The sequence below is a fragment of the Spirosoma jeollabukense genome, from assembly GCF_054777855.1.
In genome coordinates this window covers 1977753-1998352 of sequence record NZ_BAAHAD010000001.1, presented here as the reverse complement: position 1 = coordinate 1998352, position 20600 = coordinate 1977753, and the positions used below count along the sequence as shown (strand labels likewise).

Genomic DNA, 20600 nt, shown 5'->3' with positions numbered 1-20600 from the left:
AAGTACAAAGAAAGGGGCGAAGGGCAAGGGGTACGTAGCACAGGGTTTGGGGCATAGGGTGTTAGGTAAACGGGGCAAGTAAGCAAGAACCGTTATCTTTGTTGCCCCTACACTCCGTCTCATGCCCCACACCCATCGCCATTTATTCCTTACTGAACTTATCGACACACTTCGATTGAGCGTCCCTATTATTATTGCTCAACTGGGTGTCGTTCTAATGGGTGTAACAGATAACCTTTTTGTTGGGCGCTTGTTGGGCGCAGTGCCGCTTGGTGCCGCTGGATTAGCTAATTCATTTTCGTTTTTGATGTCATGTGTTGGCGTAGGAGCCCTGCCGGTTGTGGCTGCTCTAGTGTCAAAAGCAAATAGCCAGAACGATCCGGCTACCATCAATCGACTGTTTCGGGCCGGGCTGCGCGTTGCTCTATTGCTGAGTATTGTATTGGGGGCCTTGTCGGCACTGCTGGCCTATAATTTTAGCCTGTTTGGCCAAACTCCCCAGGTAACATTGCTGGCCCGCGACTTCATGCTGATCCTGAGTGTATCCCTTTTGCCGTTGCTGGTTTTCGTGGCTGCCCGTCAACTTTGCGACGGCCTTCGTTATCCGCGTGTCGCGATGACAATTACACTCTCGGCCCTACTCATCAACGCTTTGTTTAACTACTTACTGATTAAAGGTGCAGGGCCATTTCCGGCTCTTGGGTTGATGGGGTCGGCTTGTGCTACGTTATTATCGCGGACTTTTATGGCGGGTGCCATGCTGGCTTATATTTATCGGGCTCCGCGTTTCAACACTTTTCTACGTACTGAGTTTAATTCGCTGCCGTCAGCCCAGGACGCCTGGTTGATTCTGCGGCTTGGTGTCCCCGGCGGACTAACCTTTTTCTTTGAAGTGGCTACATTCTCCCTCGCCGTTGTGATCGTCGGCTGGCTGGGTGAAGCTCAGCTGGCGGCTCACCAAATTGCGATCAATATGGCCTCCGTTACCTACATGATGGCAACGGGGATTTCGTCTGCTGCGGCCATTCGGGTTAGCGCGGCCGTTGGTCGGGGAAGCCGGGAAGGCGTCTGGCGGGCAGGCATGGCTGCTTTTGCTCTATCTGTAGGTTTTATGAGTATCGCTGCCCTGATTTTCCTGACCGCAAACAACTGGTTGGTCTTGCTTTATATCCGCGATAATCCCGCTGTGATCGCCATTGCTTCTTCGCTGGTTATTATGGCGGGAATTTTTCAACTATCCGACGGGGTGCAAGTAGTAGCTCTGGGTGGACTTCGGGGCTTATCGGACGTAAATGTACCGACGCTCATTACGTTATTTTCCTATTGGGTTGTTGCCTTACCGTTAAGCTACGTACTGGCGTTCCCGTTTAAGATGGATGCGATTGGCGTGTGGGTTGGCTTATTGGCGGGCTTAAGTATAGCCGCTGTACTGTTGACATGGCGATTTTTTCGGCGGGTCAAGCACATTAATCTGGCCTGATACTACGTATCAAAATATTGATTACAGTAGTCCTGACGCTACTTATTGCCACGTCCACAATGGCTGAAAATCCAGTGGTTGCTGGTTCGTAGCAGGAGAGTCACCAATCAAAATTTTCCCGTTTTTCTTAACCCAGGCATGGGCTTCGAATATTCCGTTCTTTCGTACGCCAATTATTATCTCCGTCGCCTTATCTTTTCGCAACATATATTTAAGCGCCAACGCCTGTGGCAGACAAACGGCTGATAACGTGTAGCTTACCGATTCGATTGCCCAAACCTTTTGCTTAATAGCATCATCCCTGACATCGACCTGATCGTTTGTTGCAATGGCTGACGCATACACGCTTTTGAAACGGGAAAACGAGAACACTTTCAGCGCGAGACGTATCGAAGCAACAACGAAAAATGCGTTCAGCAATAGCATTTTATCCGAAAAGGACAGCGAGAAAAATTTCTTAAATCGTCGCAACCATTTTTCCATTACCAACTTATGTCAAGGGTTTTTGTTAAACACAGAGCCACAAAGAACACAAAGGATTAATACACAATTAGTCTATTACTCTGTGCTCTCTGTGGCTCTGTGTTTATTAAAATACAAAGCCAGATTGATATATAGTTAGTTCATTCCGGCGAGCATCTCCGCTCGGGTTGGCCGGTCAGATGCCAATTCATAAACAATGCCTTCCCGGTCGAGATAATCGATAAACGTAGCATAATCGTCTTTCTCAACCGAAAATACATACCAGTTTTCGTAGGGCTCATTAAACAACTCAATTTCAGTTAATGAAACCTGTTTTTGTACCGCTCGTAATTGCTTTTGTTCGAGGTCGCCTTGCTTGATTAGAAAATACCACATAAATGGATTGACGTGTTTGATGTAAAGCGAAACCCCTGCACATCGGATTGATGTGCAGGGGTTTCAAATGGTTCAGACATAAGCCAATGTAACTATTTGTTCACGGCCAGGTTCACAGCCAGAATATAATCGGCCAGGAGCAACCCTGTTTCTGTTAGATACAGGTCCTTCTTCTTCTTCGCCGTTGGCGATGGTGTTCCTGTTTCATCTATTGGTGTAGTGACCTGCGATACTTTTGTAGCAGCTGCCCGTTTACGTTCGGCTTCGTCGCGTTCTTTGCGACGTTTCGCTTCCTGTAATGACACCACCGTGTTTTCTTTGGCTTTCTTAAAATCAGCCAAATCCTGTGCTAGCTGCTTTAGTTCTGGGTCCGACTTCAGTCGCTGATCGAAACGGTCGCGCAGGCGGGCCAGAATTTTATCGTCAACGGCACGTGATTGTTCGTAGCGGGTTGACTTGATCTGATCCCAGGGCAACGCACTCGGCTGCGAACTTTCACCATACTCTTCTGCCGAAAATGCCGATGGAAATTGTACATCAGGAGTTACGCCTTTGTGCTGCGTGCTACTGCCATTAATGCGATAGAACTTCTGAATCGTCATTTTCAACTGGCCCACCTTCTCAGGGTCTTTCGGTAAAAACCGATTGAGATCAACCAGTGTCTGTACGGTGCCTTTGCCGAAAGTTTGACCTCCCACAATAATTCCGCGCTTGTAATCCTGAATCGCTGCTGCAAAAATCTCGGAAGCCGATGCGCTGAACCGGTTCACCAGAACAGCCATTGGACCATCGTAGGTAACAGACGGATCGGGATCTGTATACACTTCTGTTTCGCCGTTCGACTCACGAACCTGTACAACCGGCCCATTTGGAATGAACAGGCCAGTCAGGTCAATCGCTTCCGTCAGAGATCCACCGCCGTTATCGCGTAGGTCGATCACAATACCATCGACTTTTTCGCCTTTCAGCTCATCAATGAACTTCTTCACGTCGCTTGTCGTGCTGCTGAAGCCTTCCTCACGTTTGCGAGCGCCTTCAAAATCACGATAGAACATCGGGATATTTATGACACCAATCTTAAACGGTTTCCCGTTGTCAGAGACTTCAATCACTTCCTTTTTGGCCCGCTGTTCTTCAAGCTTAATTTTTTCACGTACCAGACGAATTTCTTTTGGCGGAGCACCAGCCAGCGCATCGGGAGAAACCACCTGCAAACGTACCACCGTGCCTTTAGGGCCTTTGATCAGTTTCACAACTTCATCTACCTGCCAGTTCATGGTGTTCACCATAGCACCATTATCGCCCTGCGCTACACCCGCAATTTTATCATTTGTCTTTAACATGTTGCTCTTGAAAGCTGGACCACCGGGTAACACGCTCGTTATTTTGATGTATTCACCGTCTTCCTGCAACATGGCGCCAATACCTTCCAGCGACTGACTCATCTCCTGGTTGAAGCGATCAGCACTATTGGGCGAGAAATAATTGGTATGTGGATCCAGTGACTCGGCAAACGAGTTCATATAGATCTGAAACACATCTGCACTTTTCACCCGGTTAATGGCTTTGTCGAGGTTGGCATATCGTTGCTTCATTGTTGCCGTAACGACACTGTCCTTCCGATTTCCCAAGCGTAGCTCCAGTTCCTGGTTTTTCAGGATTTTTAGCCACAGCTCGTTCTGCTCTTCCACCGTTTTTGGCCAGGCAGCTTTCTCGCGATCAGTATTGAATGTTTCATCGGCCGTAAATGTGAACGGCTTGGTGATCTGGGCTTTGATGAATTCACTACGTTCTGCATATCGTTTACGGAAAAGGTTATACAGATCGTAGGCCGCTGTCAGATCACCGTTGATGAGGGCATCGTCAATTTGATAGCGGTACTTTTCAAAAGACGCTACGTCTGACGCCAGTAGATACGTTTTGTTACCATCAACTTCTTTCAGGTAATTGTCCCATACAACCGACGACAGCGAATCATTGAGTGGGACTTTCCGATAATGGTATTGCGTTAGTAGCTTAGCTACCTGTACTTCCACTTTCTCCTGCGAGATAGATGGTTTCAGGTCATCCGCCGTGTAAGAAGTAGGCTTAGACACAGCGCCCGCATCGGTAGCCTGGCCCGTGGCTCCATTCGATGGCGAATCCGGCTGAAAACTTAGCATCAGCACGGGCAATAGGGTTACCAGATACTTTTTCATCTACATTACCCAGGTTAATGGTGAACGCGTGAGCTACTGGCGCCAGTAGCTCACGCGTTCACTCTTGTTTATTGTTTAACAATATCAAGCAGTTCTACGTCGAATACCAACGTCGAACCAGGTTTAATGTCGGCGCCAGCACCCCGATCGCCATAAGCCAGGTCAGATGGAATGTAAAGTTTCCATTTTGACCCAACTGGCATCAGTTGCAGCGCTTCCGTCCAACCTTTAATCACCTCACTAACACCAAATTCGGCCGGTTGACCACGCTCCACTGAACTATCAAATACTTTGCCATCCAGCAATTTACCCGTATAGTGTACTTTAACTCGATCTGTGGCCGTTGGTTTAGCCCCGGTCCCTTCTTTTTCGACAGAATATTGTAAACCGCTGGCGGTAGTTGTTACTCCCGCCTTCGCTTTGTTCTCATTCAAAAATGCAGTGCCAATTTTTTTGTTCTCGGCCGATGCTTTCATGCCTTCTGCGTTGCGAGACGCCATCTGCTTCTGCATAAATGTATTCATGACCTGTCCAGCCTGCACCTGTGTCAGCTTAGTAGGTTGATCTTTGAGTGCATCTTCTAACCCACGTATCAACAACGCATTGTTAATGTCAGAAATGCCCTGTTGTTTGAGATTCTGAGCCATAAACATCCCAATGCTATAGCTAACTGAGTCCTGAGTGGAGGCTATTGCAATTCCCGTTGCTGGTTTGGCAGCCGTTGCGGGTTTTGCCGTTGCGGGCTTTTTAGCTACAGGTTTTTTCACTTGTGCAGTCGCGGAACCAGCGACAAAAACAGCTGACACCATACCGGCCAGCATCAATTGGTTGAACTTCATGCGAAAACGAAACGTGGTGTATATAAACGAAAGTAATACTATTGAAACGTGAATGAATAGGATAAAAGTTTAAGTACAGGCTGGTTTGATAAAAACATTTTAGTTCTCAATTGCTTCTCAAACCCATTTGTATCCATTGGAATAAGGAAATAAAAGTAGCTTAAAAATTGGCTGAGATCAATTTTGACCTCTTAAACTATGGCTAATTTGGATAAACGGTTTCTATTGATTGACTACTGGTTGCCGTCGTTGCTTTTTTATATCGGAAAAGTCTAAGATTCAGCTACTGAATATAGGTTTCGTCGTATTTTTATTAAATTTTAATCGTACCTTTGCGGCCGAAAAATCAACATTAAATTCTCATTATACACATATGGATTCCGTAAGACCCGACGAGATATCAGCCATCCTGCGCCAGCAACTGGCTGGAACGCAAACCGAGGCTGAACTCGAAGAAGTCGGTACGGTGCTGCAAATTGGTGACGGCGTAGCGCGTATCTACGGCCTCTCGAAGGTGCAGGCCGGCGAATTACTTTCGTTCGACAATGGGCTTCAGGCTATGGCTTTAAACCTTGAAGAAGATAACGTTGGAGCAGTATTGCTTGGCGATTATTCGGAAATTAAGGAAGGCGATACCGTTAAGCGCACCGATCAGATTGCCTATGTTAACGTTGGAGATGGTATCCTGGGCCGGGTAGTAAACACACTCGGTCTGCCAATTGATGGTCTTGGCCCCATTCAGGGCGAATTATTCCAAATGCCGCTGGAGCGTAAAGCGCCGGGCGTAATTTACCGCCAGCCGGTAAATGAGCCGCTGCAAACGGGAATCAAGGCTATTGATGCCATGATCCCTATTGGCCGCGGCCAGCGCGAATTGATTATTGGTGACCGTCAGACGGGCAAAACGGCCGTTGCGATTGACACTATTATCAACCAGAAAGAATTTTACGACAAAGGTGAACCTGTGTTCTGTATCTACGTAGCCTGCGGTCAGAAAGCATCGACCGTGAAGCAAGTTGAGCAAACACTACGTAAAGCTGGCGCTATGGATTACACCGTAGTCGTTGCCGCCAACGCATCCGACCCTTCGCCAATGCAGTTCTTTGCGCCGTTTACGGGTGCCGCCATCGGCGAGTATTTCCGCGACACAGGCCGTCCTGCCCTGGTTGTTTATGACGATCTGTCGAAACAGGCGGTTGCTTACCGTGAGGTGTCACTGCTGTTACGTCGGCCACCAGGCCGCGAGGCTTATCCAGGAGACGTATTCTACCTGCACAGCCGGTTGCTGGAACGGGCCGCTAAGGTCAACTCCAACGACGACATTGCTAAAAACATGAACGATCTGCCACCTTCACTGAAAGATAAGGTAAAAGGCGGTGGTTCATTAACGGCTCTGCCAATCATTGAAACGCAGGCAGGTGACGTATCGGCTTATATTCCGACAAACGTAATCTCGATTACAGACGGCCAGATCTTCCTGGAATCGAACCTGTTCAACTCGGGTATTCGCCCAGCCATTAACGTAGGTATTTCGGTATCACGTGTAGGGGGTAATGCCCAGATCAAGTCGATGAAAAAAGTGGCTGGTACGTTGAAACTCGACCAGGCTCAGTTCCGCGAACTGGAAGCTTTTGCCAAGTTCGGTTCTGACCTTGATGCGTCCACTAAACTGACCATCGAACGTGGTCGGCGGAATCAGGAGATATTGAAGCAGCCTCAGTACTCACCGGTTGCTGTTGAGCAGCAGGTTGCCATTATCTACGCATCGATCAATGGATTGCTGGATAAAGTGCCGGTCAACAAGGTGAAAGCCTTTGAAGGGGAGTTTGCCATGGTATTGGGTGCACAGTATCCCGCTGTCCTGGCCGATCTTCGGGCTGGTAAACTAACCGACGAAGCCATCGCAACGCTGAAGAAAGTAGCGGCTGATCTGTCGGCGCAATATTAAAATCAGTCGATAGTCGGTAGTCAATAGTGGTCGGAAAAAATACTGACGATTATTGACTATCGACTGACTTATTACACACATGGCATCACTGAAAGAAGTACGCGCCCGAATTGCCTCAATTAACTCGACGCAGCAGATTACTAAAGCCATGAAAATGGTGGCGGCTGCCAAGTTGCGCCGGGCGCAGGATAATATTACGCAATTGCGGCCTTATGCCAGGAAACTGAGCCAGATGCTCGGAACGGTTTCGGCTGGCACCAGCACAGCTTCCGAAAATCCATACAAGCAGACACGTACCGTTGAGCGCGTTCTCCTGATTGTAGTTACATCAGATCGTGGTTTATGCGGAGCCTTCAATACGAACGCCGTAAAAGGCGCACTAGCCCTCATCGATGAGAAATACACTTCTCAGGCCCGATCCGGGAATGTTGAGATCATGGCCATTGGTAAGAAAGGGGCTGAAGCGTTTCAACGCCGGGGGTTTAAAGTAAACACAAACCACGTAGAAACATTTAGCTCACTAAATTTCGCCACGGTACGTGCAGCCGCTGAAGAAGCTATGAATGGCTTTGCAACAGGTCGTTATGACGTGGTTGAAGTGATTTACAATGAATTTAAGAATGCTGCGATGCAGATCGTACGAACGGAGCAGATGTTGCCCATCGTTTCGGCCGAAGCACCAGCAGGCGTACCAGCTACGTCGATCAACTATATTTTTGAACCATCGGAAGAGGAGATCATCACGGAGTTAATTCCGAAAACGATCAAGATTCAGTTGTTCAAAGCGGTGCTGGATTCAAACGCATCAGAACACGGTGCCCGAATGACAGCCATGGATAAAGCGACCGAAAATGCGGGTGAACTGCTGAAAGAGCTTCGGCTGGTTTATAACCGGACTCGGCAGGCAGCTATCACGACCGAAATTCTCGAAATCGTAGGCGGTGCCGAAGCATTAGCCAGTGCCTAAGGGTAATAAAACTTATTTTTACTGCGCAAAGCCGCTTCTACTCAGGGAGCGGCTTTGTTATTTATACCCTAATTTTGCTACTGATTGCAACGGTTTGCGCTCAGATAGCGTCATGGTGAATAGTTATCTGTTTTAGTACGTTCTTATACTATCGCCATGAGCCACTTCTAGGGTCTTCAACAAGAATAATAAGAGGCTAAGCAACCTGGTTTAAGCCTTGTAAATAGCCCCGTTGAAAGGGGATGAATTAATCCTCCGTTAAAAATGCTTAAAATTGGGTTGCCTTCTGATTGTCAGCTACTTAAAGAGGTGATTGGGCACGTAGATAACATGCAAAATCGGAACGAAGAAGCCCCGATTTTAGTTATTAAGTTGTGATATACGAACGGCCGATTCTTTAGCGTTTACTTATCATTCCGGTAACTGTTTAACGACTCAAATAACATGAAACTCAAAAGCATAATCACTAGTCTGTTTGTTGTTGGTACGTTGGCATCCTGCGCACCTGCACTTACGGTTAAATACGATTACGATCCTAAAGTGAACGTTCGGCAGTTTACAACCTATCGTATCGAAGCTGATAGGCAACGTAACGCTGACCCTATTGTGGGCAGTAATTTGAACCAGCGCCGTATTGCTGATGCACTGGATCAATCGCTCAAAGCACGCGGCTACAAACCCGTAACCCAGGGCGAAGCTGACTTGGTTGTTCGTTTCTTTATGGATTCTAAAGACAAGCAGCAGATTCAGTCCAACAACATGTATTCCCCTTATTCCTGGTGGTACGGTGGCATGGGTAACAACGTTTACTCACGGCAGTATGAAGAAAACCGCGTAGTTATCAACGTACTGGACGCCCGTACGAACGACATCGTATGGCAAGGCTGGGCAACAGGACAACTGAATAGCCGTAATAAGGAGCGTGACCGCGATCAGGCTTTCCGCGAAACGGTGACCAGTATCATGAAGAACTTCCCTGAGAGTGCTGGCCAGGATTATGGCGCAGCTCGGTAAGGTATCAAAATAGTCCATAAAAAAACCTGCTATCGTTGGATAGCAGGTTTTTTTATGACATGGTGTTCTTTCTTTAACACAAAAAAGGCATCCACTGGTGGATGCCTTTTTTGTCATTTCATAGGTTGGTTATTCAAATATGTTGCCATCGTAAGTAACGCTGGCGAGTTTTTTATCTAAATAGTAAACTTGATCGGCCGGAATCTGATCGATCAGTTCGAGGCAACGACGAGCGATATACTCTTCTTCCATCTGCTCTCTCACGTACCATTTCAGCAACTCTTCCGTGGCATAATCGTTCTCCCGACGGCAAATGCTGATAATTCGGTTGATTGAATCTGTCACAGAAATTTCCTGTTCCAGAGCACCTTCAAATACTGAACGTAGTGAGTCGAATTCCTGACCGACTGCCGGAATCTCGGGGGAATAGGCAGTTGCACCCTGGTCGCAGAGGTAGTGAAAGAATTTCATCGCGTGTTTACGTTCTTCCTCCGACTGCTTATAGAAAAAGCCAGCACTATGATCGAACCCATTCCGGTCGCACCAGCCCGCCATCGCCAAATATTTCGACGACGAAACCATTTCCATTTGTATCTGCTGGTTTAGGGCCAGTTCGACACTTTCTTTAACTGAGGTGCGTAATCTTGCTAAATCTTTCATGGTGTTAACCGTGTCCGGTGAGAAATTCATATGCCAAAACAACACAAAAAAACCGACCGTTGTTACACAGTCGGTTGATATACAGGAAATTTAGAAAAAGTCTATTTATGCCTATTCGGCTAAAGTGCAACCACATTCGCGAAGCATCGCGTTTAACTCAAGCATGAGTTTGGCACCGTTGAGCAATTCGCGCAGGTGAACAATTTCACAAAGCGTCAATACATAACAGCGCTCGGAGCGGGGAAGCGCCAGGATTTCAACGTCATCGGCAGCAGCAGTGCTTAAGGCCATCTGCCGGATGTCGACCGTTTCGACCATACGCCGGAATTGTGTAAAGTCACGTGCCGAAAACTGGGTATGCGTGTCCCAAAATTCCAGAATCAGCCGATTACTTACATCACACTGATAAACAACACCTCTCTCGGTCCGAAATACTTCCTGATACGTTACTGGTACGTTCCCCGTCATGGTTGCACAAATGAGTATGCAAAGATACAACGCACTAGTTAGTTTAGATAGTTTCTAAACAATATTTTTTCGACAGCTTCAAGGAGCGGCATTGCCTGATAACCAGCCCGTTTGTCCGTCCGCGCTACGTATCAACTGAAACATATTGGCTGTGGCAAGTACGTCGACAGCCGAACCCGCCGGCAATGTCCTGATTGTGGCGGCCTGACTGTTAGCGGACTCTAACAGATTGCTTTGCACAGAAAGCGCAAGCTTCTTAAGTGGCCGCTTGAGGGTTTCAACGGTATTGCTGGCTACGTATCCGGTTAACCCGTCGGGTAACTCAACGCGCAGCCAGAATTCGGTACCACCAATAATCGTCAGGGCCGATGAAGCAGAAAGTTTTCGGAGAGCAGGAGAATCATTATGTGGCGCAATCCGAACCACTGAATTTGCCCCCGACACACGTATTGAATCACCCAGCCGTGCTACGGGCAACACCGGTTGTTTCGCCGGGCCGCGTCCGAGCCGGATGAAAGGCAACGGATTTAGGGCTGAGTTGCCAGGGCCATACAGGCCAAAGTGTAAATGCGGACCAGTGGTTCGGGCATTCCCTGTATTTCCGACAAACCCCACTGTGTCGCCAACCAGTACCCGCTGCCCGTTGCTGACCTTCCAACTGTCGAGATGGGCATAGTAGAGACTGATACCGCGGCTATTATCGGTCAGAAATGCGAAGTTTCCGCCTAGTTTATTCGTTCCAACACCCGTAATTGTTCCATTCACGGAGGCTAACGCTGGTGTTCCTCTCGGCGCGAAAATGTCCACGCCCTCATGGCGACGGCGACCACCATCGCGAGCAGCGCCGAAAAAACTGGCAATCTGTTTGCTATCACGTCCCTGCACCGGAAACGCCAGGGCTGGCTCGCGCGTAATGGTAATCGTATAGTTACCGCTACGTAGTAACTCGGGTTGGACCCGGATCAGGTAGGTCTGTGTTTTTCGAGGTTCCCAGGCCAATACATTCGTGTCCGCTTTCGATGTAGCAACGGGCTTGGTTTGTTGACGATCGTTAAGCTCAAATACGTCAATAAATACCTGTGCTTCTTTTCGTCCCTGTGTTTCAACTTTTATCAGGAAGCGGTCACCCCGTTCGGCCGCAAGGCGATAGCCCACCGCAAACGCTTTGTTGGCGGAGAAGTACCCACTTTCCCGATACGGTACGGTTATTTTAAGCGAATCCTGGAGGGCTCGTTCACTAGCCATAATCCACTCGCTGCCGAGTGCAGTTTTGTCAAGTTTAGCGGCCTTGAGAGATTGGCTATACTGATCGTGGGGAGATGGAGATCGAAACAGGTTTTGCGTAGGACCAAAACCCGTACAGGCGCTGAGCCAGCCAGCCAGCAATCCAATCCAAAAAAAACGAAATACCTTATTTACTGCCATAGTATTCTGTTAGACGACTTTTTCGCGGTGATAGATCAGCCGGGATAAGTAAACAACCATGATTAACCCTACTAAAATACTCAGAAAAGGGAGTAAAAACGATAACCCAGCCGCAGCCGTATAAGTTATCGTGCTAATGAGCAGGCTAGTGTAAATCGACCGAATGCGAACCTGGGCAGCGGGCCGTTTGAGCAATCGGTAGTTATCGGTCGCGTAATTCCACATGCTGAATAATGTCCAGGATATGCCCGCAAAGAGCAGCATGTACAGCGCAGACGATAGCTGGTAAGCAGGGGTGTTGATGTAATCGGCGAGTAGCGACGTAGTGAACGGGACAACACTTACTAACAGGAGTAACAGGCCGTTATAAAACATGAATCGCACATCACTCCGCCGAATAACATTATACATCCGGTGGTGATTCAGCCAGATGATAAAGATGGTTGTGAAGCTGATGAAATAGGCGATGTAATTAGGCCACTGGTGATACAGAGCCAGGGCTAAGGAATGACTGGACGTAGCGGCTTTCAGGCTTGGCGCTTTTAACTGAAAAGTAAGAAGCGTTATATCAATTGCAAAAACACCATCGCTGAAAGCTTCAACACGCACTGTATCGCTTTCCTGAAAATCTGCCATTCGTCCACACAGGATTACCTGTTTAACAAACGGTTAGTGAAGCAAATAGTTATGGGTCCATCTAGTACGTATCGCTTTATCGAGTAATGAGACTATGGTAAGACAACATGTAGGCTCATTACCCGATAAAATTTACTGTTAAGAAGCACAGCTAAGCTTCTGCCCGTTGGCTTCGTTTGGTCAGGAAGTAGACGGGAATACCTAAGCCCGCAATTAAAAGGCCCATTCCGGTATTGAAGGTTTTTGTGTAGAGCAGAATCGCGCAGATGGTCAGGCCCGCAATGATATACAGCGCTGGAACAACCGGATAGCCAAACGCCCGATAAGGTCGCTCTGTGTTGGGTTCAATGCGACGAAGCCGGAACAAGCCAAAAATGGTGACGATGTAGAACAACAGGGACGCAAATGTGCAGTAATCGAGTAAATCACCGTATTTACCCGACAGGCACAATAAAGATGCCCAGATGCACTGAAGCCATAACGCCCGGCCCGGAACGGCATTCTCGTTCAGGTGCGAAGCCTGTTTGAGGAACAGGCCGTCTTTAGCCATAGCATAATACAACCGCGCGCCCGCCAGAATCAGGCCATTATTACAACCGAAGGTCGAAATCATAATCAGCACCGCCATGATGGCAACGGCTACGTTTCCGAAAATTGTTTCGACGGCGGCCGTCGCCACACGGTCGGCGGAAGCAAATTGAATGCCCCGGCCGATGATGTCTGTTGCGGTTGGAGAGCCTTTTAACGGGAGCAGCGACAGGTAAGAGATGTTCGCTAAAAAGTAGATCGTCGTCACCAGGAGCGTGCCGAAGAACAGAGCCAGTGGAATGTTCCGACGTGGATTTTTGATTTCGCCCGCAATGAATGTTACGTTATTCCAGGCATCAGCCGAAAATAATGAGCCAACCATCGACGTGCCGAAAGCCAGAATAAGCGCCATACCCGCTAGTGGAAGTACTTCTCCCGTAGCCGACGTAAGGCTGGCATCCCAGGCGTTATCGAGGTTGGTGGAGAGCAAACCACTGCTCAACCCAATGGTAATGCCAATAACAATTAGCCCCAGCAACGCAATCAGTTTGGCCGAAGTAAACACATTCTGAATGAGTTTTCCGCTCTGGACACCCCGGCTGTTGAGCCAGGTTAGCAGGACCAGGCTGCCAATGGCAAACAATGACCCCAGCGTGATCTTTATGGGACCCAGCGCGAGTAATACGTTATCGGGGCCGAGTGCCGGGACAAACACGGCTGTGTATTTGGTGAAGGCGACCGCTACGGCTGCAATCGTACCTGTCTGGATAACCATGAACACAGTCCAGCCATATACAAAGCCCGTCAATGGACCGAAAGCCCGTTGAATGTAAATGTATTGGCCACCCGCTTTAGGCATCATGCCAGCCAGTTCGCCGTAACTGAGCGCGGCCGCTACGGTCAATACACCGGTCAGCACCCAGAGCATAAGCAGCCAGCCCGACGACCCAAGGTTGCGAGCCATGTCGGCTGTAACGATGAAAACGCCGGAGCCAATCATGGAGCCGGAAACGATAAGGGTCGAGTCGAGCAGACTCAGCGAGCGTTTGAATTCGGTTGGTTCGGTAGCCAAATCGGCTGACGAAACAGAGTTTGCCTGATTGTTTGCCATGAAGAAGACGATATGAATGACAAGAACCGGCCAATCGGGCAAAAAAACAAACCAGTACGGCCAAATCGCTCATATCTCAGCCTAATTGATAATTAATGTTGGGAATAAAGGACTATTTGCCAAATTGTATTTTGTCGATCACGCACGGCTTAGAAACGGGCTTCTGCTTATTAGCGCACGTCAATTTCATCCACCGCTAGTTGGGCCGCCTTGCCGGGCGTTCGCATCCCCGCCGGCACCTGACCAACGTTCCGGGCGATGATGCGAACGTAGCGAACGGCGACTGGTGCAAAATCGAAGGGAAGCCGAACGATGGCTCGTTTCCCGTTTTCATTAGCGTTCGTTTTGGCCGTTAGTACAGACGTGAACGTCTTCCCATCCTCAGAAACGGAAATCTCAACCTGTTTAGGCAGGCAGAAATTCTTGGCCGTATATTTCAAAAAGCCAATGTGAACGCTTTCCACCGACTCCGGCCTGCCAAGGTCAATGACTACGTTGATATCGGTCTTGAATGAGACAATACCTGACAGTTCGTAGCCACCCATGCCAGCCGTTGTGCCGTCGGTCAGGCTATAGTTTTTGTCGGGGCGGGTGCTGTTGGGGGCGTTAAGCAGCGTGTACGGTTTACTGGTAGCTTTTGAGATAATAAACTCTTTTCGGACTTTCGCCAGTTGGCTCAGCGCCTTGCCATTGTGGAACGTTGCGGTTCGAATAATAGCCGATTTTTCCAGTAGAAATGGCTTTTCGTAAACCGGTGATTCGTTCGAAGGGATGCTACCGTCGGTTGTGTATCGAATGCTCTGTGCAGGAAGTACAGACGAACCGTCAAACAGGACTGGTTTAACCGCCGACAGGATAACTTCTACTTTGCCTTCGGGTGTTGGTTTGGCTGCCGGGATGGCGTCGTAAATTGTTCCGGCATAATGGACGTTTAATGCTGTCAATCGCTCGAAATGAACGGATAATCGGCGTATAAAATCATCGTAATTTTTCAGTGATAAGGGCGTCCAGGCCACTTCGGCCATCGCTGCGGCCCGTGGCCAGATCATGTACTCGGCCTGACCGGGCGTTGAAATATACTCCGTCCAGAGGTTACCCTGAACCCCCAGAATATGCGTTGCATCGGCGGGCGATAATTCGGCAGGCGTAGGATCATACGAATAGACTTTTGCCAGGGGTAAAGACCCGCCAAAGCCTGTCGGTTCCATGTCGGGGTCGCCCTGGAAATGGTCGAAGTAGCAGAACTGGCCGGGTGTCATAATGACGTCGTGCTGTTGTTGGGCCGCTTTGATACCGCCTTTGATACCACGCCAGCTCATCAGCGTTGCCTTGGGCGACAGTCGAAGTTTCGGACCATCACCTTCCAGAATCTCATCCCACCCAATTATTCGACGCCCTTTGGCCGCCACGAATTTGTCAATCCGGAGAACGAAATAGCGCTGTAATTCACTCTCGTTTTTTAACTTGTGACGCTTGATAAGCTGCTGGCAAAAAGCGTTTTTCCGCCATACCGTTTTAGGGCACTCATCGCCACCGATGTGAATGTACTGACTTGGAAACAAGGCCATTACTTCCGTTAATACGTCTTCCAGAAAGGTAAACGTTTTTTCGGTTGGGCAGAACACATCGTCAAATACGCCCCATTTAGTCGACACCCGGTAGGGTTCGTTTGACAGCGATTTGGGCGAGCAACCCAGTTCGGGGTAGGCCGCTAACGCAGCCAGTGCGTGCCCAGGAAGCTCAATTTCTGGCACTACGTTGATGTATTTGGTCGCAGCATAGCGAACGACCTCCCGAATATCAGCCTGCGTATAAAAACCACCATAGGGCTCACCGTCGAATACTTGCGGATCATAATCGTCGTAGTGGCCAATAATCGTTTCGGGTCGATGCGATCCAATCTGCGTCAGTTTTGGGTATTTTTTAATCTCAATGCGCCACCCCTGATCGTCGGTTAAGTGCCAATGAAACGTATTGAATTTATGCAGGGCCATCAAATCAAGGTATTTCTTAATGAACGCTACGTGGAAAAAGTGTCGGCTAACGTCGAGATGCATCCCACGGTACAGATAGCGCGGACGATCCTCAATGTGGCAGGCAGGAATGGTGAGGGGCAGCGGGTTTTGATCGGGGAGTAAGGGCTCCGTGCCCTTTGCGCCACGCCCCATGCCCTTACCCCCATGCCCCAATACCGCGGGTGGTAGTAATTGATACAAGGTCTGAACGGCGTAGAAGAAACCCTTCGGGTTGGCGGCTTCGATGGTCACCAGCTTATCTGTTACGTCGATTCGATAGCTTTCTTCGCTGAGCGTTGTATCGCGGGATGGTAAAAACTGAATTAGGTTTGGCACCTCCTCCCGATTCGCCTGCGTGGTCTTACCAGTACTTTGTATCCGAATAGTCAGGCCACTACTGCGGTTTAGTTGATGCGCGAACGTATCGGCAATAGCTTTCAGCGCGGTCTGCGCGAGCGGGATGCTAATCGTAGTGGTCTGATTGATAATAAATTCACCGGGACGAGCCTCCAACTGAGCCGGACGTGGAATGATGGTATAGCGGTCACTGGACTGACAAAAGGCAAGGACTGATTGCAGCATATAAACAGCAATCAATGGAAAACGAATAAGCATACGCAAGTCCGGCGGTGGCCGATAATCTGCAAAATCAACGTAGAAAGGTTGGAAACCGTGTAAATATCTTGCCGTATGTCGTTGTTATTCGCTCTGGCGCGGGTTTGAGTTGGTGACAGAATGGTCATAAAACAGGGGTCACAATTCAAAATTGTGACCCCTGTTTTTGATGAAAAACTTTATTTGGGTAACTAGCTGGGCACTTGCTCACCAACGAGCACTTTGGGTCCCTGGCGGTTGATCTGCGAAACATAAGCTTCGCTGGTGATGCCAACCGACAGAAACGCCTGCTGCATAGCTGCGCCAACTCGTTCAGCGGTTTCCGCATTACGACTCAGTGCAAACATAGATGGCCCCGAACCCGAAATACTACATCCGAGAGCGCCATTATCCAGAGCAGCCTGTTTGGCTTCGTTAAATTCCGGAATCAGGATGGCTCGGACTGGCTCGATAATTACGTCGACCAGAGATCGGCTGATGAGATCGTAATCGGGCGTCATCAAACCGGCAATCAATCCCGCTACGTTCCCCATCTGGATGATGGTGTTTTTCAGCGAGACTTCATTTTTGAGGATGAATCGGGCATCTTTCGTATTGACCTCAATATCGGGGTGAACCAGCGTACAGAATAGCGAAGCGGGTGTTTCAATTCGAATAACATCCAGCGGTTGATAACTACGAATGACGACAAACCCGCCCAGTAGGGAAGGGGCTACGTTATCCGCATGAGCGGAACCGCTGGCTATGCGTTCGCCTTCCATCGCAAATGGCAGTAACTTCATGATTGGCAATGGCCGACCAAGGAGTTCATTTATGGCATAAACACCCGCTACCGAACTGGCGGCACTGGACCCCATGCCACTACCCAACGGCATTTGTTTATGCAGCACAATATCAACACCTACATCGGTCCGGTTGATGTGCTTCAAGTACGTCTGAATGGCTATGCCTGCCGTGTTGCGTGATGTTTCGCGGGGTAACCGGCCTTCGTCGCCAATAATATCGGTAATACGAACGCCCGGTTCATCGCGGGCGGTAAGCGTAATCTGATCGCCGGGATTATCGACGGCAAAGCCAAAAATGTCGAATCCACAGGCAACATTGGCAACTGTAGCGGGGGCAAACACAGTAATTGAATTCACGGTAGGAAAGGGGCAATTTATGCACAAATTAAGCGATTTTAGGCCGTAAAATCAATGTTGCTCCATAGCCTTCCTGAACCTACTTATGTATTTTGTGGTACAAAAAATTAATCTTATCATACCCTATTATTTACAACTTTTATGAAGGACAGCCGAAATGTGATTCTTTACATTGCCATGAGTCTGGATGGCTACATTGCAGCGCCCGATGATGATTTAGGCTTCCTGTCAATTGTTGAGCAGGAAGGCCAGGATTATGGGTACTCTACGTTTATTGAGACAATAGATGCAGTTATTGTGGGCCGGAAAACGTATGACAAGGTGCTGGCAATGGGGTACGATTTTCCGCACAGCGATAAGGATACTTACATCGTGACCCGAACAAAGCGACCGAGTATTGGTAACCTTACATTTTACACGGGAAGCTTACCCGACCTTGTTGCAAATCTGAAAACCGCAGGTGGTAAAAATATCTTCGTCGACGGTGGTGCCGAAACGGTGCATGAACTGCTGAAAGATGATTTGATCGATGAGTTATACATCTCCATTATTCCTATTCTGCTTGGCGATGGCATCCCGTTATTCAGGAAAGGAAGACCAGAACGAAAGCTCAAACTAATAACCGCCACGTCTTTTGATAAGGGACTGGCGCAGTTACACTACGTTCGGGAGAGCCTATAAGCATACTGAGGATTATTACTTAGGCTCTCTCTTTGTAAATGAGAATAGTAGGCTTGGTAGATAAGTAATAATACTAGATTAAATCTTCATTAAAGATGCAACGGTCAATAGGGCCTTGTCGTATCGGGTAGGAAAGACGTATAATATTCCTGATTTAGCCCCTAAACGGTCTGCATTGATGAAAAAAATTATTCTCTCAGCTTGCGTTGCGTCCATTTTAGCCCTCGGCTATTCCTGCACCAAAAGTTCGGACCTTTCACCTGCCGCAACGGATGCAGCCGCTCGTAATGGCTCTGTTCAGTCAGGATCAGCGACCGGGCCGCATAGTGGTACAGGTACTCCTCCGCACAGCGGAACCGAGACGCATCCACATAGTGGAACGGGTGGTCCAAGTGGCCCTCCTCCCGGACCACCGCATAGTGGCACAGCTACGGGTCCGCACAGTGGAACAGGTGGTCCGGGTGGGCCTCCTCCGGGGCCACCGCACAGCGGTACGGCAACCGGCCCCCATAGTGGTACAGATACTCCTCCGCATAGCGGCACAGGCGGTCCCGGTGGTCCTCCCAGACCTCCGCATCACGGCTAAACCAGCCTGAGCGCTCATCAAAACGGCCAGATTCTCTGATGAGAATCTGGCCGTTTTGATGGACTACTACGTTCTATTCCCCAAATAACTGAGTCCAAAAACCTTTTGCTTTCTCCTTTGCCGTTTCAATCTGAAGGGCGGCTTCAGCTTTCAGTTCGTCTAGTTTAACCTGAGCAGCTGCGAGTTGTACGGCAGCTTCGGCCTTCATTTCGTCAAACTTATCTTCGGCTACGTCCGATAGCTCATCGGCTTTTGCCGAGGCTGCTGCAAAGGCGGTTTCCGCCTGGGCTTGCAGATTCGCCAGATTCTCGGCGGTAGCGGCTTTGGCGGCTTCGAAATGCTCCGTTGCTTTTGCCTGTAACCCATCAATATCAATGTCTTTGCCGAATTCTTTAGCCTGAGCGACCAGCTTGTCTTTCATCTCATCCAGTTGCGTAGCGGCCGCATCCAGGTGCTGGCCAGCTTCTGTCTTGAACGATTCAAGTTTTTGGGCGGTCGTTGCTTTTGCTGCCTGAACTTGTTCGGTGGCTGCGGCTTTATCCGTATTTTCCATGTGATTATGCGTGAGATTTTAGGTACGAGCGAAAGTTGAAAAGAAACGTGGGGAAAACCAAAAAAGAAAAGGAGGAAGGGCCGTACAGGGAGAGGGAAGGTATTTCTGGGCTTTAGTCCGGATAGTTGGCTACTAAGTAATCACTGTTCTTCGAGCCTATGACTGCCTGGACTAAAGTCCAGAATACGCGGTTGTTCACCCCAGGCGCCGAATAATCAGGCTATTGACTAGTTCGAATAGATTAGCCGGTTTAAGCGTGCGCCAGTTGGCAATGTCGAGTGTACCGCCGAAGTTGATGTAGTAATCCAGGTGGTACTTTTTCCATTCCCGTTCGATAAATTCCGGGGAGTGAATAGCCGCAATCCAGCCATCTTCCACATCTTCAAACCATTCTTCATAGTAGCTATCGTCGGAGCCGTGGAAGTTTAAAATGTTCTCGCTAACCAGTATAAAGTACTTGATGCCCTGCTGAACGAGCGGGTCTATCACCTGTCGTTTGAGGTACATGATGTCGTTGTGAAGCGTATCATTCCATTCGCCAAACAGTTCGATTACAACGAATTGCCGGTCATAATTGGCAAACAAAATTTTGCAATACAGGGTCTCGGAGCCGATTTCATCCCAGAGTGGATGGATGTAGTAGCCGTAGATCGTGTTTTCGTATTGCTGCATGTTGTACTCTCGCTCATAGAATGGCGACTGCTCATCTTCCGAGGCCGTGTAGTACTTCTCCCAGCCGTAAAAGGGTTCAATATCCTGCATGATTAAAAGCAAAATCAGACCGCCGAAACGGATTGAATGAGCGAAAGTGCGAATAAAATCTGTGTCAGGTAGTCACCCGCTCACTCTTTCATTTATTATTACTATGCTTAACGC

At 48.7% G+C, this 20600-nt stretch carries 19 protein-coding genes; 6 read left to right on the top strand and 13 right to left on the bottom strand.

Features of this window, described 5'->3' with window-relative positions; all coding sequences use genetic code 11:
• The first annotated feature begins 121 nt into the window (after positions 1-121).
• Positions 122-1480 carry an MATE family efflux transporter gene (locus ACYVEA_RS08050; protein ID WP_461112854.1) on the top strand — a complete coding sequence of 453 codons (1359 nt, stop codon included), beginning with the start codon at positions 122-124 and terminating at the stop codon, positions 1478-1480.
• 42 nt (positions 1481-1522) lie between these two features.
• Here ACYVEA_RS08050 and ACYVEA_RS08045 read toward each other — a convergent pair whose 3' ends face one another.
• The 4 genes from ACYVEA_RS08045 to ACYVEA_RS08030 form a co-directional block, all read right to left on the bottom strand.
• Positions 1523-1963: a lasso peptide biosynthesis B2 protein gene (locus ACYVEA_RS08045; protein ID WP_461112853.1), complete on the bottom strand. Its 441-nt coding sequence runs from the start codon at positions 1961-1963 to the stop codon at positions 1523-1525.
• Between the two features lie 135 nt (positions 1964-2098).
• Positions 2099-2338, bottom strand: coding sequence for a hypothetical protein (locus ACYVEA_RS08040; protein ID WP_461112852.1), 240 nt, complete (start codon positions 2336-2338; stop codon positions 2099-2101).
• Positions 2339-2430: 92 nt separating this feature from the next.
• Positions 2431-4536, bottom strand: coding sequence for a carboxy terminal-processing peptidase (locus tag ACYVEA_RS08035; RefSeq protein ID WP_461112850.1), 2106 nt, complete (start codon positions 4534-4536; stop codon positions 2431-2433).
• A gap of 68 nt (positions 4537-4604) precedes the next feature.
• On the bottom strand, positions 4605-5375 hold the full coding sequence (locus tag ACYVEA_RS08030; protein ID WP_461112849.1) for an FKBP-type peptidyl-prolyl cis-trans isomerase: 771 nt from the start codon (positions 5373-5375) through the stop codon (positions 4605-4607).
• A 373-nt stretch (positions 5376-5748) separates the two neighbouring features.
• Here ACYVEA_RS08030 and atpA point away from each other — a divergent pair, with 373 nt between their 5' ends.
• From atpA to ACYVEA_RS08015, 3 genes are all read left to right on the top strand, one after another.
• Positions 5749-7323 (top strand): F0F1 ATP synthase subunit alpha, encoded by a 1575-nt coding sequence (gene atpA, locus ACYVEA_RS08025; RefSeq protein WP_461112848.1) that lies wholly within the window; start codon positions 5749-5751, stop codon positions 7321-7323.
• A 79-nt stretch (positions 7324-7402) separates the two neighbouring features.
• Entirely contained in the window at positions 7403-8290 is an 888-nt protein-coding gene (gene atpG, locus ACYVEA_RS08020) for an ATP synthase F1 subunit gamma (protein ID WP_461112847.1), read from the top strand.
• Between the two features lie 444 nt (positions 8291-8734).
• Positions 8735-9304, top strand: a complete 570-nt coding sequence (locus ACYVEA_RS08015) for a DUF4136 domain-containing protein (protein WP_461112846.1) — start codon at positions 8735-8737, stop codon at positions 9302-9304.
• A 129-nt stretch (positions 9305-9433) separates the two neighbouring features.
• On the opposite strand, the gene ACYVEA_RS08010 is transcribed toward ACYVEA_RS08015, so the two are convergent.
• The 7 genes from ACYVEA_RS08010 to ACYVEA_RS07980 all read right to left on the bottom strand — a co-directional run bounded on the left by ACYVEA_RS08010 (position 9434) and on the right by ACYVEA_RS07980 (position 17904).
• Positions 9434-9964: a ferritin gene (locus tag ACYVEA_RS08010; protein WP_461112845.1), complete on the bottom strand. Its 531-nt coding sequence runs from the start codon at positions 9962-9964 to the stop codon at positions 9434-9436.
• Positions 9965-10075: 111 nt separating this feature from the next.
• Positions 10076-10432 carry a hypothetical protein gene (locus ACYVEA_RS08005; RefSeq protein ID WP_461112844.1) on the bottom strand — a complete coding sequence of 119 codons (357 nt, stop codon included), beginning with the start codon at positions 10430-10432 and terminating at the stop codon, positions 10076-10078.
• A 78-nt stretch (positions 10433-10510) separates the two neighbouring features.
• Positions 10511-11857 (bottom strand): peptidoglycan DD-metalloendopeptidase family protein, encoded by a 1347-nt coding sequence (locus tag ACYVEA_RS08000; RefSeq protein WP_461112843.1) that lies wholly within the window; start codon positions 11855-11857, stop codon positions 10511-10513.
• 9 nt (positions 11858-11866) lie between these two features.
• Positions 11867-12493: a TMEM175 family protein gene (locus ACYVEA_RS07995; RefSeq protein WP_461112842.1), complete on the bottom strand. Its 627-nt coding sequence runs from the start codon at positions 12491-12493 to the stop codon at positions 11867-11869.
• A 151-nt stretch (positions 12494-12644) separates the two neighbouring features.
• On the bottom strand, positions 12645-14132 hold the full coding sequence (locus ACYVEA_RS07990) for an APC family permease (protein WP_461112841.1): 1488 nt from the start codon (positions 14130-14132) through the stop codon (positions 12645-12647).
• A gap of 170 nt (positions 14133-14302) precedes the next feature.
• Entirely contained in the window at positions 14303-16762 is a 2460-nt protein-coding gene (locus ACYVEA_RS07985) for a glycoside hydrolase family 20 protein (RefSeq protein ID WP_461112840.1), read from the bottom strand.
• A 191-nt stretch (positions 16763-16953) separates the two neighbouring features.
• Positions 16954-17904 carry a homoserine kinase gene (locus ACYVEA_RS07980; protein WP_461112839.1) on the bottom strand — a complete coding sequence of 317 codons (951 nt, stop codon included), beginning with the start codon at positions 17902-17904 and terminating at the stop codon, positions 16954-16956.
• A gap of 141 nt (positions 17905-18045) precedes the next feature.
• On the opposite strand from ACYVEA_RS07980, the gene ACYVEA_RS07975 reads away from it, so the two are divergent.
• Positions 18046-18585: a dihydrofolate reductase family protein gene (locus tag ACYVEA_RS07975; protein ID WP_461112837.1), complete on the top strand. Its 540-nt coding sequence runs from the start codon at positions 18046-18048 to the stop codon at positions 18583-18585.
• Positions 18586-18763: 178 nt separating this feature from the next.
• A complete protein-coding gene (locus ACYVEA_RS07970) occupies positions 18764-19171 on the top strand; it encodes a hypothetical protein (RefSeq protein ID WP_461112836.1) in 408 nt (135 codons plus the stop codon).
• 73 nt (positions 19172-19244) lie between these two features.
• Here ACYVEA_RS07970 and ACYVEA_RS07965 read toward each other — a convergent pair whose 3' ends face one another.
• Together ACYVEA_RS07965 and ACYVEA_RS07960 are read right to left on the bottom strand one after the other, a co-directional pair.
• Positions 19245-19724, bottom strand: coding sequence for a hypothetical protein (locus ACYVEA_RS07965; RefSeq protein ID WP_461112835.1), 480 nt, complete (start codon positions 19722-19724; stop codon positions 19245-19247).
• A gap of 195 nt (positions 19725-19919) precedes the next feature.
• Positions 19920-20486: a hypothetical protein gene (locus tag ACYVEA_RS07960; protein WP_461112834.1), complete on the bottom strand. Its 567-nt coding sequence runs from the start codon at positions 20484-20486 to the stop codon at positions 19920-19922.
• Positions 20487-20600: the final 114 nt, after the last annotated feature.

Excerpts from the sequence above, each read along its gene's own strand:
- ACYVEA_RS08005 (WP_461112844.1), bottom strand. The coding sequence starts at position 10,432 with ATGACGGGGAACGTACCAGTAACGTATCAGGAAGTATTTCGGACCGAG.
- atpA (WP_461112848.1), top strand. The coding sequence starts at position 5,749 with ATGGATTCCGTAAGACCCGACGAGATATCAGCCATCCTGCGCCAGCAA.
- ACYVEA_RS07985 (WP_461112840.1), bottom strand. The coding sequence starts at position 16,762 with ATGCTTATTCGTTTTCCATTGATTGCTGTTTATATGCTGCAATCAGTC.
- ACYVEA_RS07970 (WP_461112836.1), top strand. The coding sequence starts at position 18,764 with ATGAAAAAAATTATTCTCTCAGCTTGCGTTGCGTCCATTTTAGCCCTC.
- ACYVEA_RS07975 (WP_461112837.1), top strand. The coding sequence starts at position 18,046 with ATGAAGGACAGCCGAAATGTGATTCTTTACATTGCCATGAGTCTGGAT.
- atpG (WP_461112847.1), top strand. The coding sequence starts at position 7,403 with ATGGCATCACTGAAAGAAGTACGCGCCCGAATTGCCTCAATTAACTCG.
- ACYVEA_RS08000 (WP_461112843.1), bottom strand. The coding sequence starts at position 11,857 with ATGGCAGTAAATAAGGTATTTCGTTTTTTTTGGATTGGATTGCTGGCT.
- ACYVEA_RS07960 (WP_461112834.1), bottom strand. The coding sequence starts at position 20,486 with ATGCAGGATATTGAACCCTTTTACGGCTGGGAGAAGTACTACACGGCC.
- ACYVEA_RS07965 (WP_461112835.1), bottom strand. The coding sequence starts at position 19,724 with ATGGAAAATACGGATAAAGCCGCAGCCACCGAACAAGTTCAGGCAGCA.
- ACYVEA_RS08045 (WP_461112853.1), bottom strand. The coding sequence starts at position 1,963 with ATGGAAAAATGGTTGCGACGATTTAAGAAATTTTTCTCGCTGTCCTTT.
- ACYVEA_RS08035 (WP_461112850.1), bottom strand. The coding sequence starts at position 4,536 with ATGAAAAAGTATCTGGTAACCCTATTGCCCGTGCTGATGCTAAGTTTT.
- ACYVEA_RS08040 (WP_461112852.1), bottom strand. The coding sequence starts at position 2,338 with ATGTGGTATTTTCTAATCAAGCAAGGCGACCTCGAACAAAAGCAATTA.
- ACYVEA_RS08015 (WP_461112846.1), top strand. The coding sequence starts at position 8,735 with ATGAAACTCAAAAGCATAATCACTAGTCTGTTTGTTGTTGGTACGTTG.
- ACYVEA_RS07990 (WP_461112841.1), bottom strand. The coding sequence starts at position 14,132 with ATGGCAAACAATCAGGCAAACTCTGTTTCGTCAGCCGATTTGGCTACC.
- ACYVEA_RS08050 (WP_461112854.1), top strand. The coding sequence starts at position 122 with ATGCCCCACACCCATCGCCATTTATTCCTTACTGAACTTATCGACACA.
- ACYVEA_RS08010 (WP_461112845.1), bottom strand. The coding sequence starts at position 9,964 with ATGAAAGATTTAGCAAGATTACGCACCTCAGTTAAAGAAAGTGTCGAA.
- ACYVEA_RS08030 (WP_461112849.1), bottom strand. The coding sequence starts at position 5,375 with ATGAAGTTCAACCAATTGATGCTGGCCGGTATGGTGTCAGCTGTTTTT.
- ACYVEA_RS07995 (WP_461112842.1), bottom strand. The coding sequence starts at position 12,493 with ATGGCAGATTTTCAGGAAAGCGATACAGTGCGTGTTGAAGCTTTCAGC.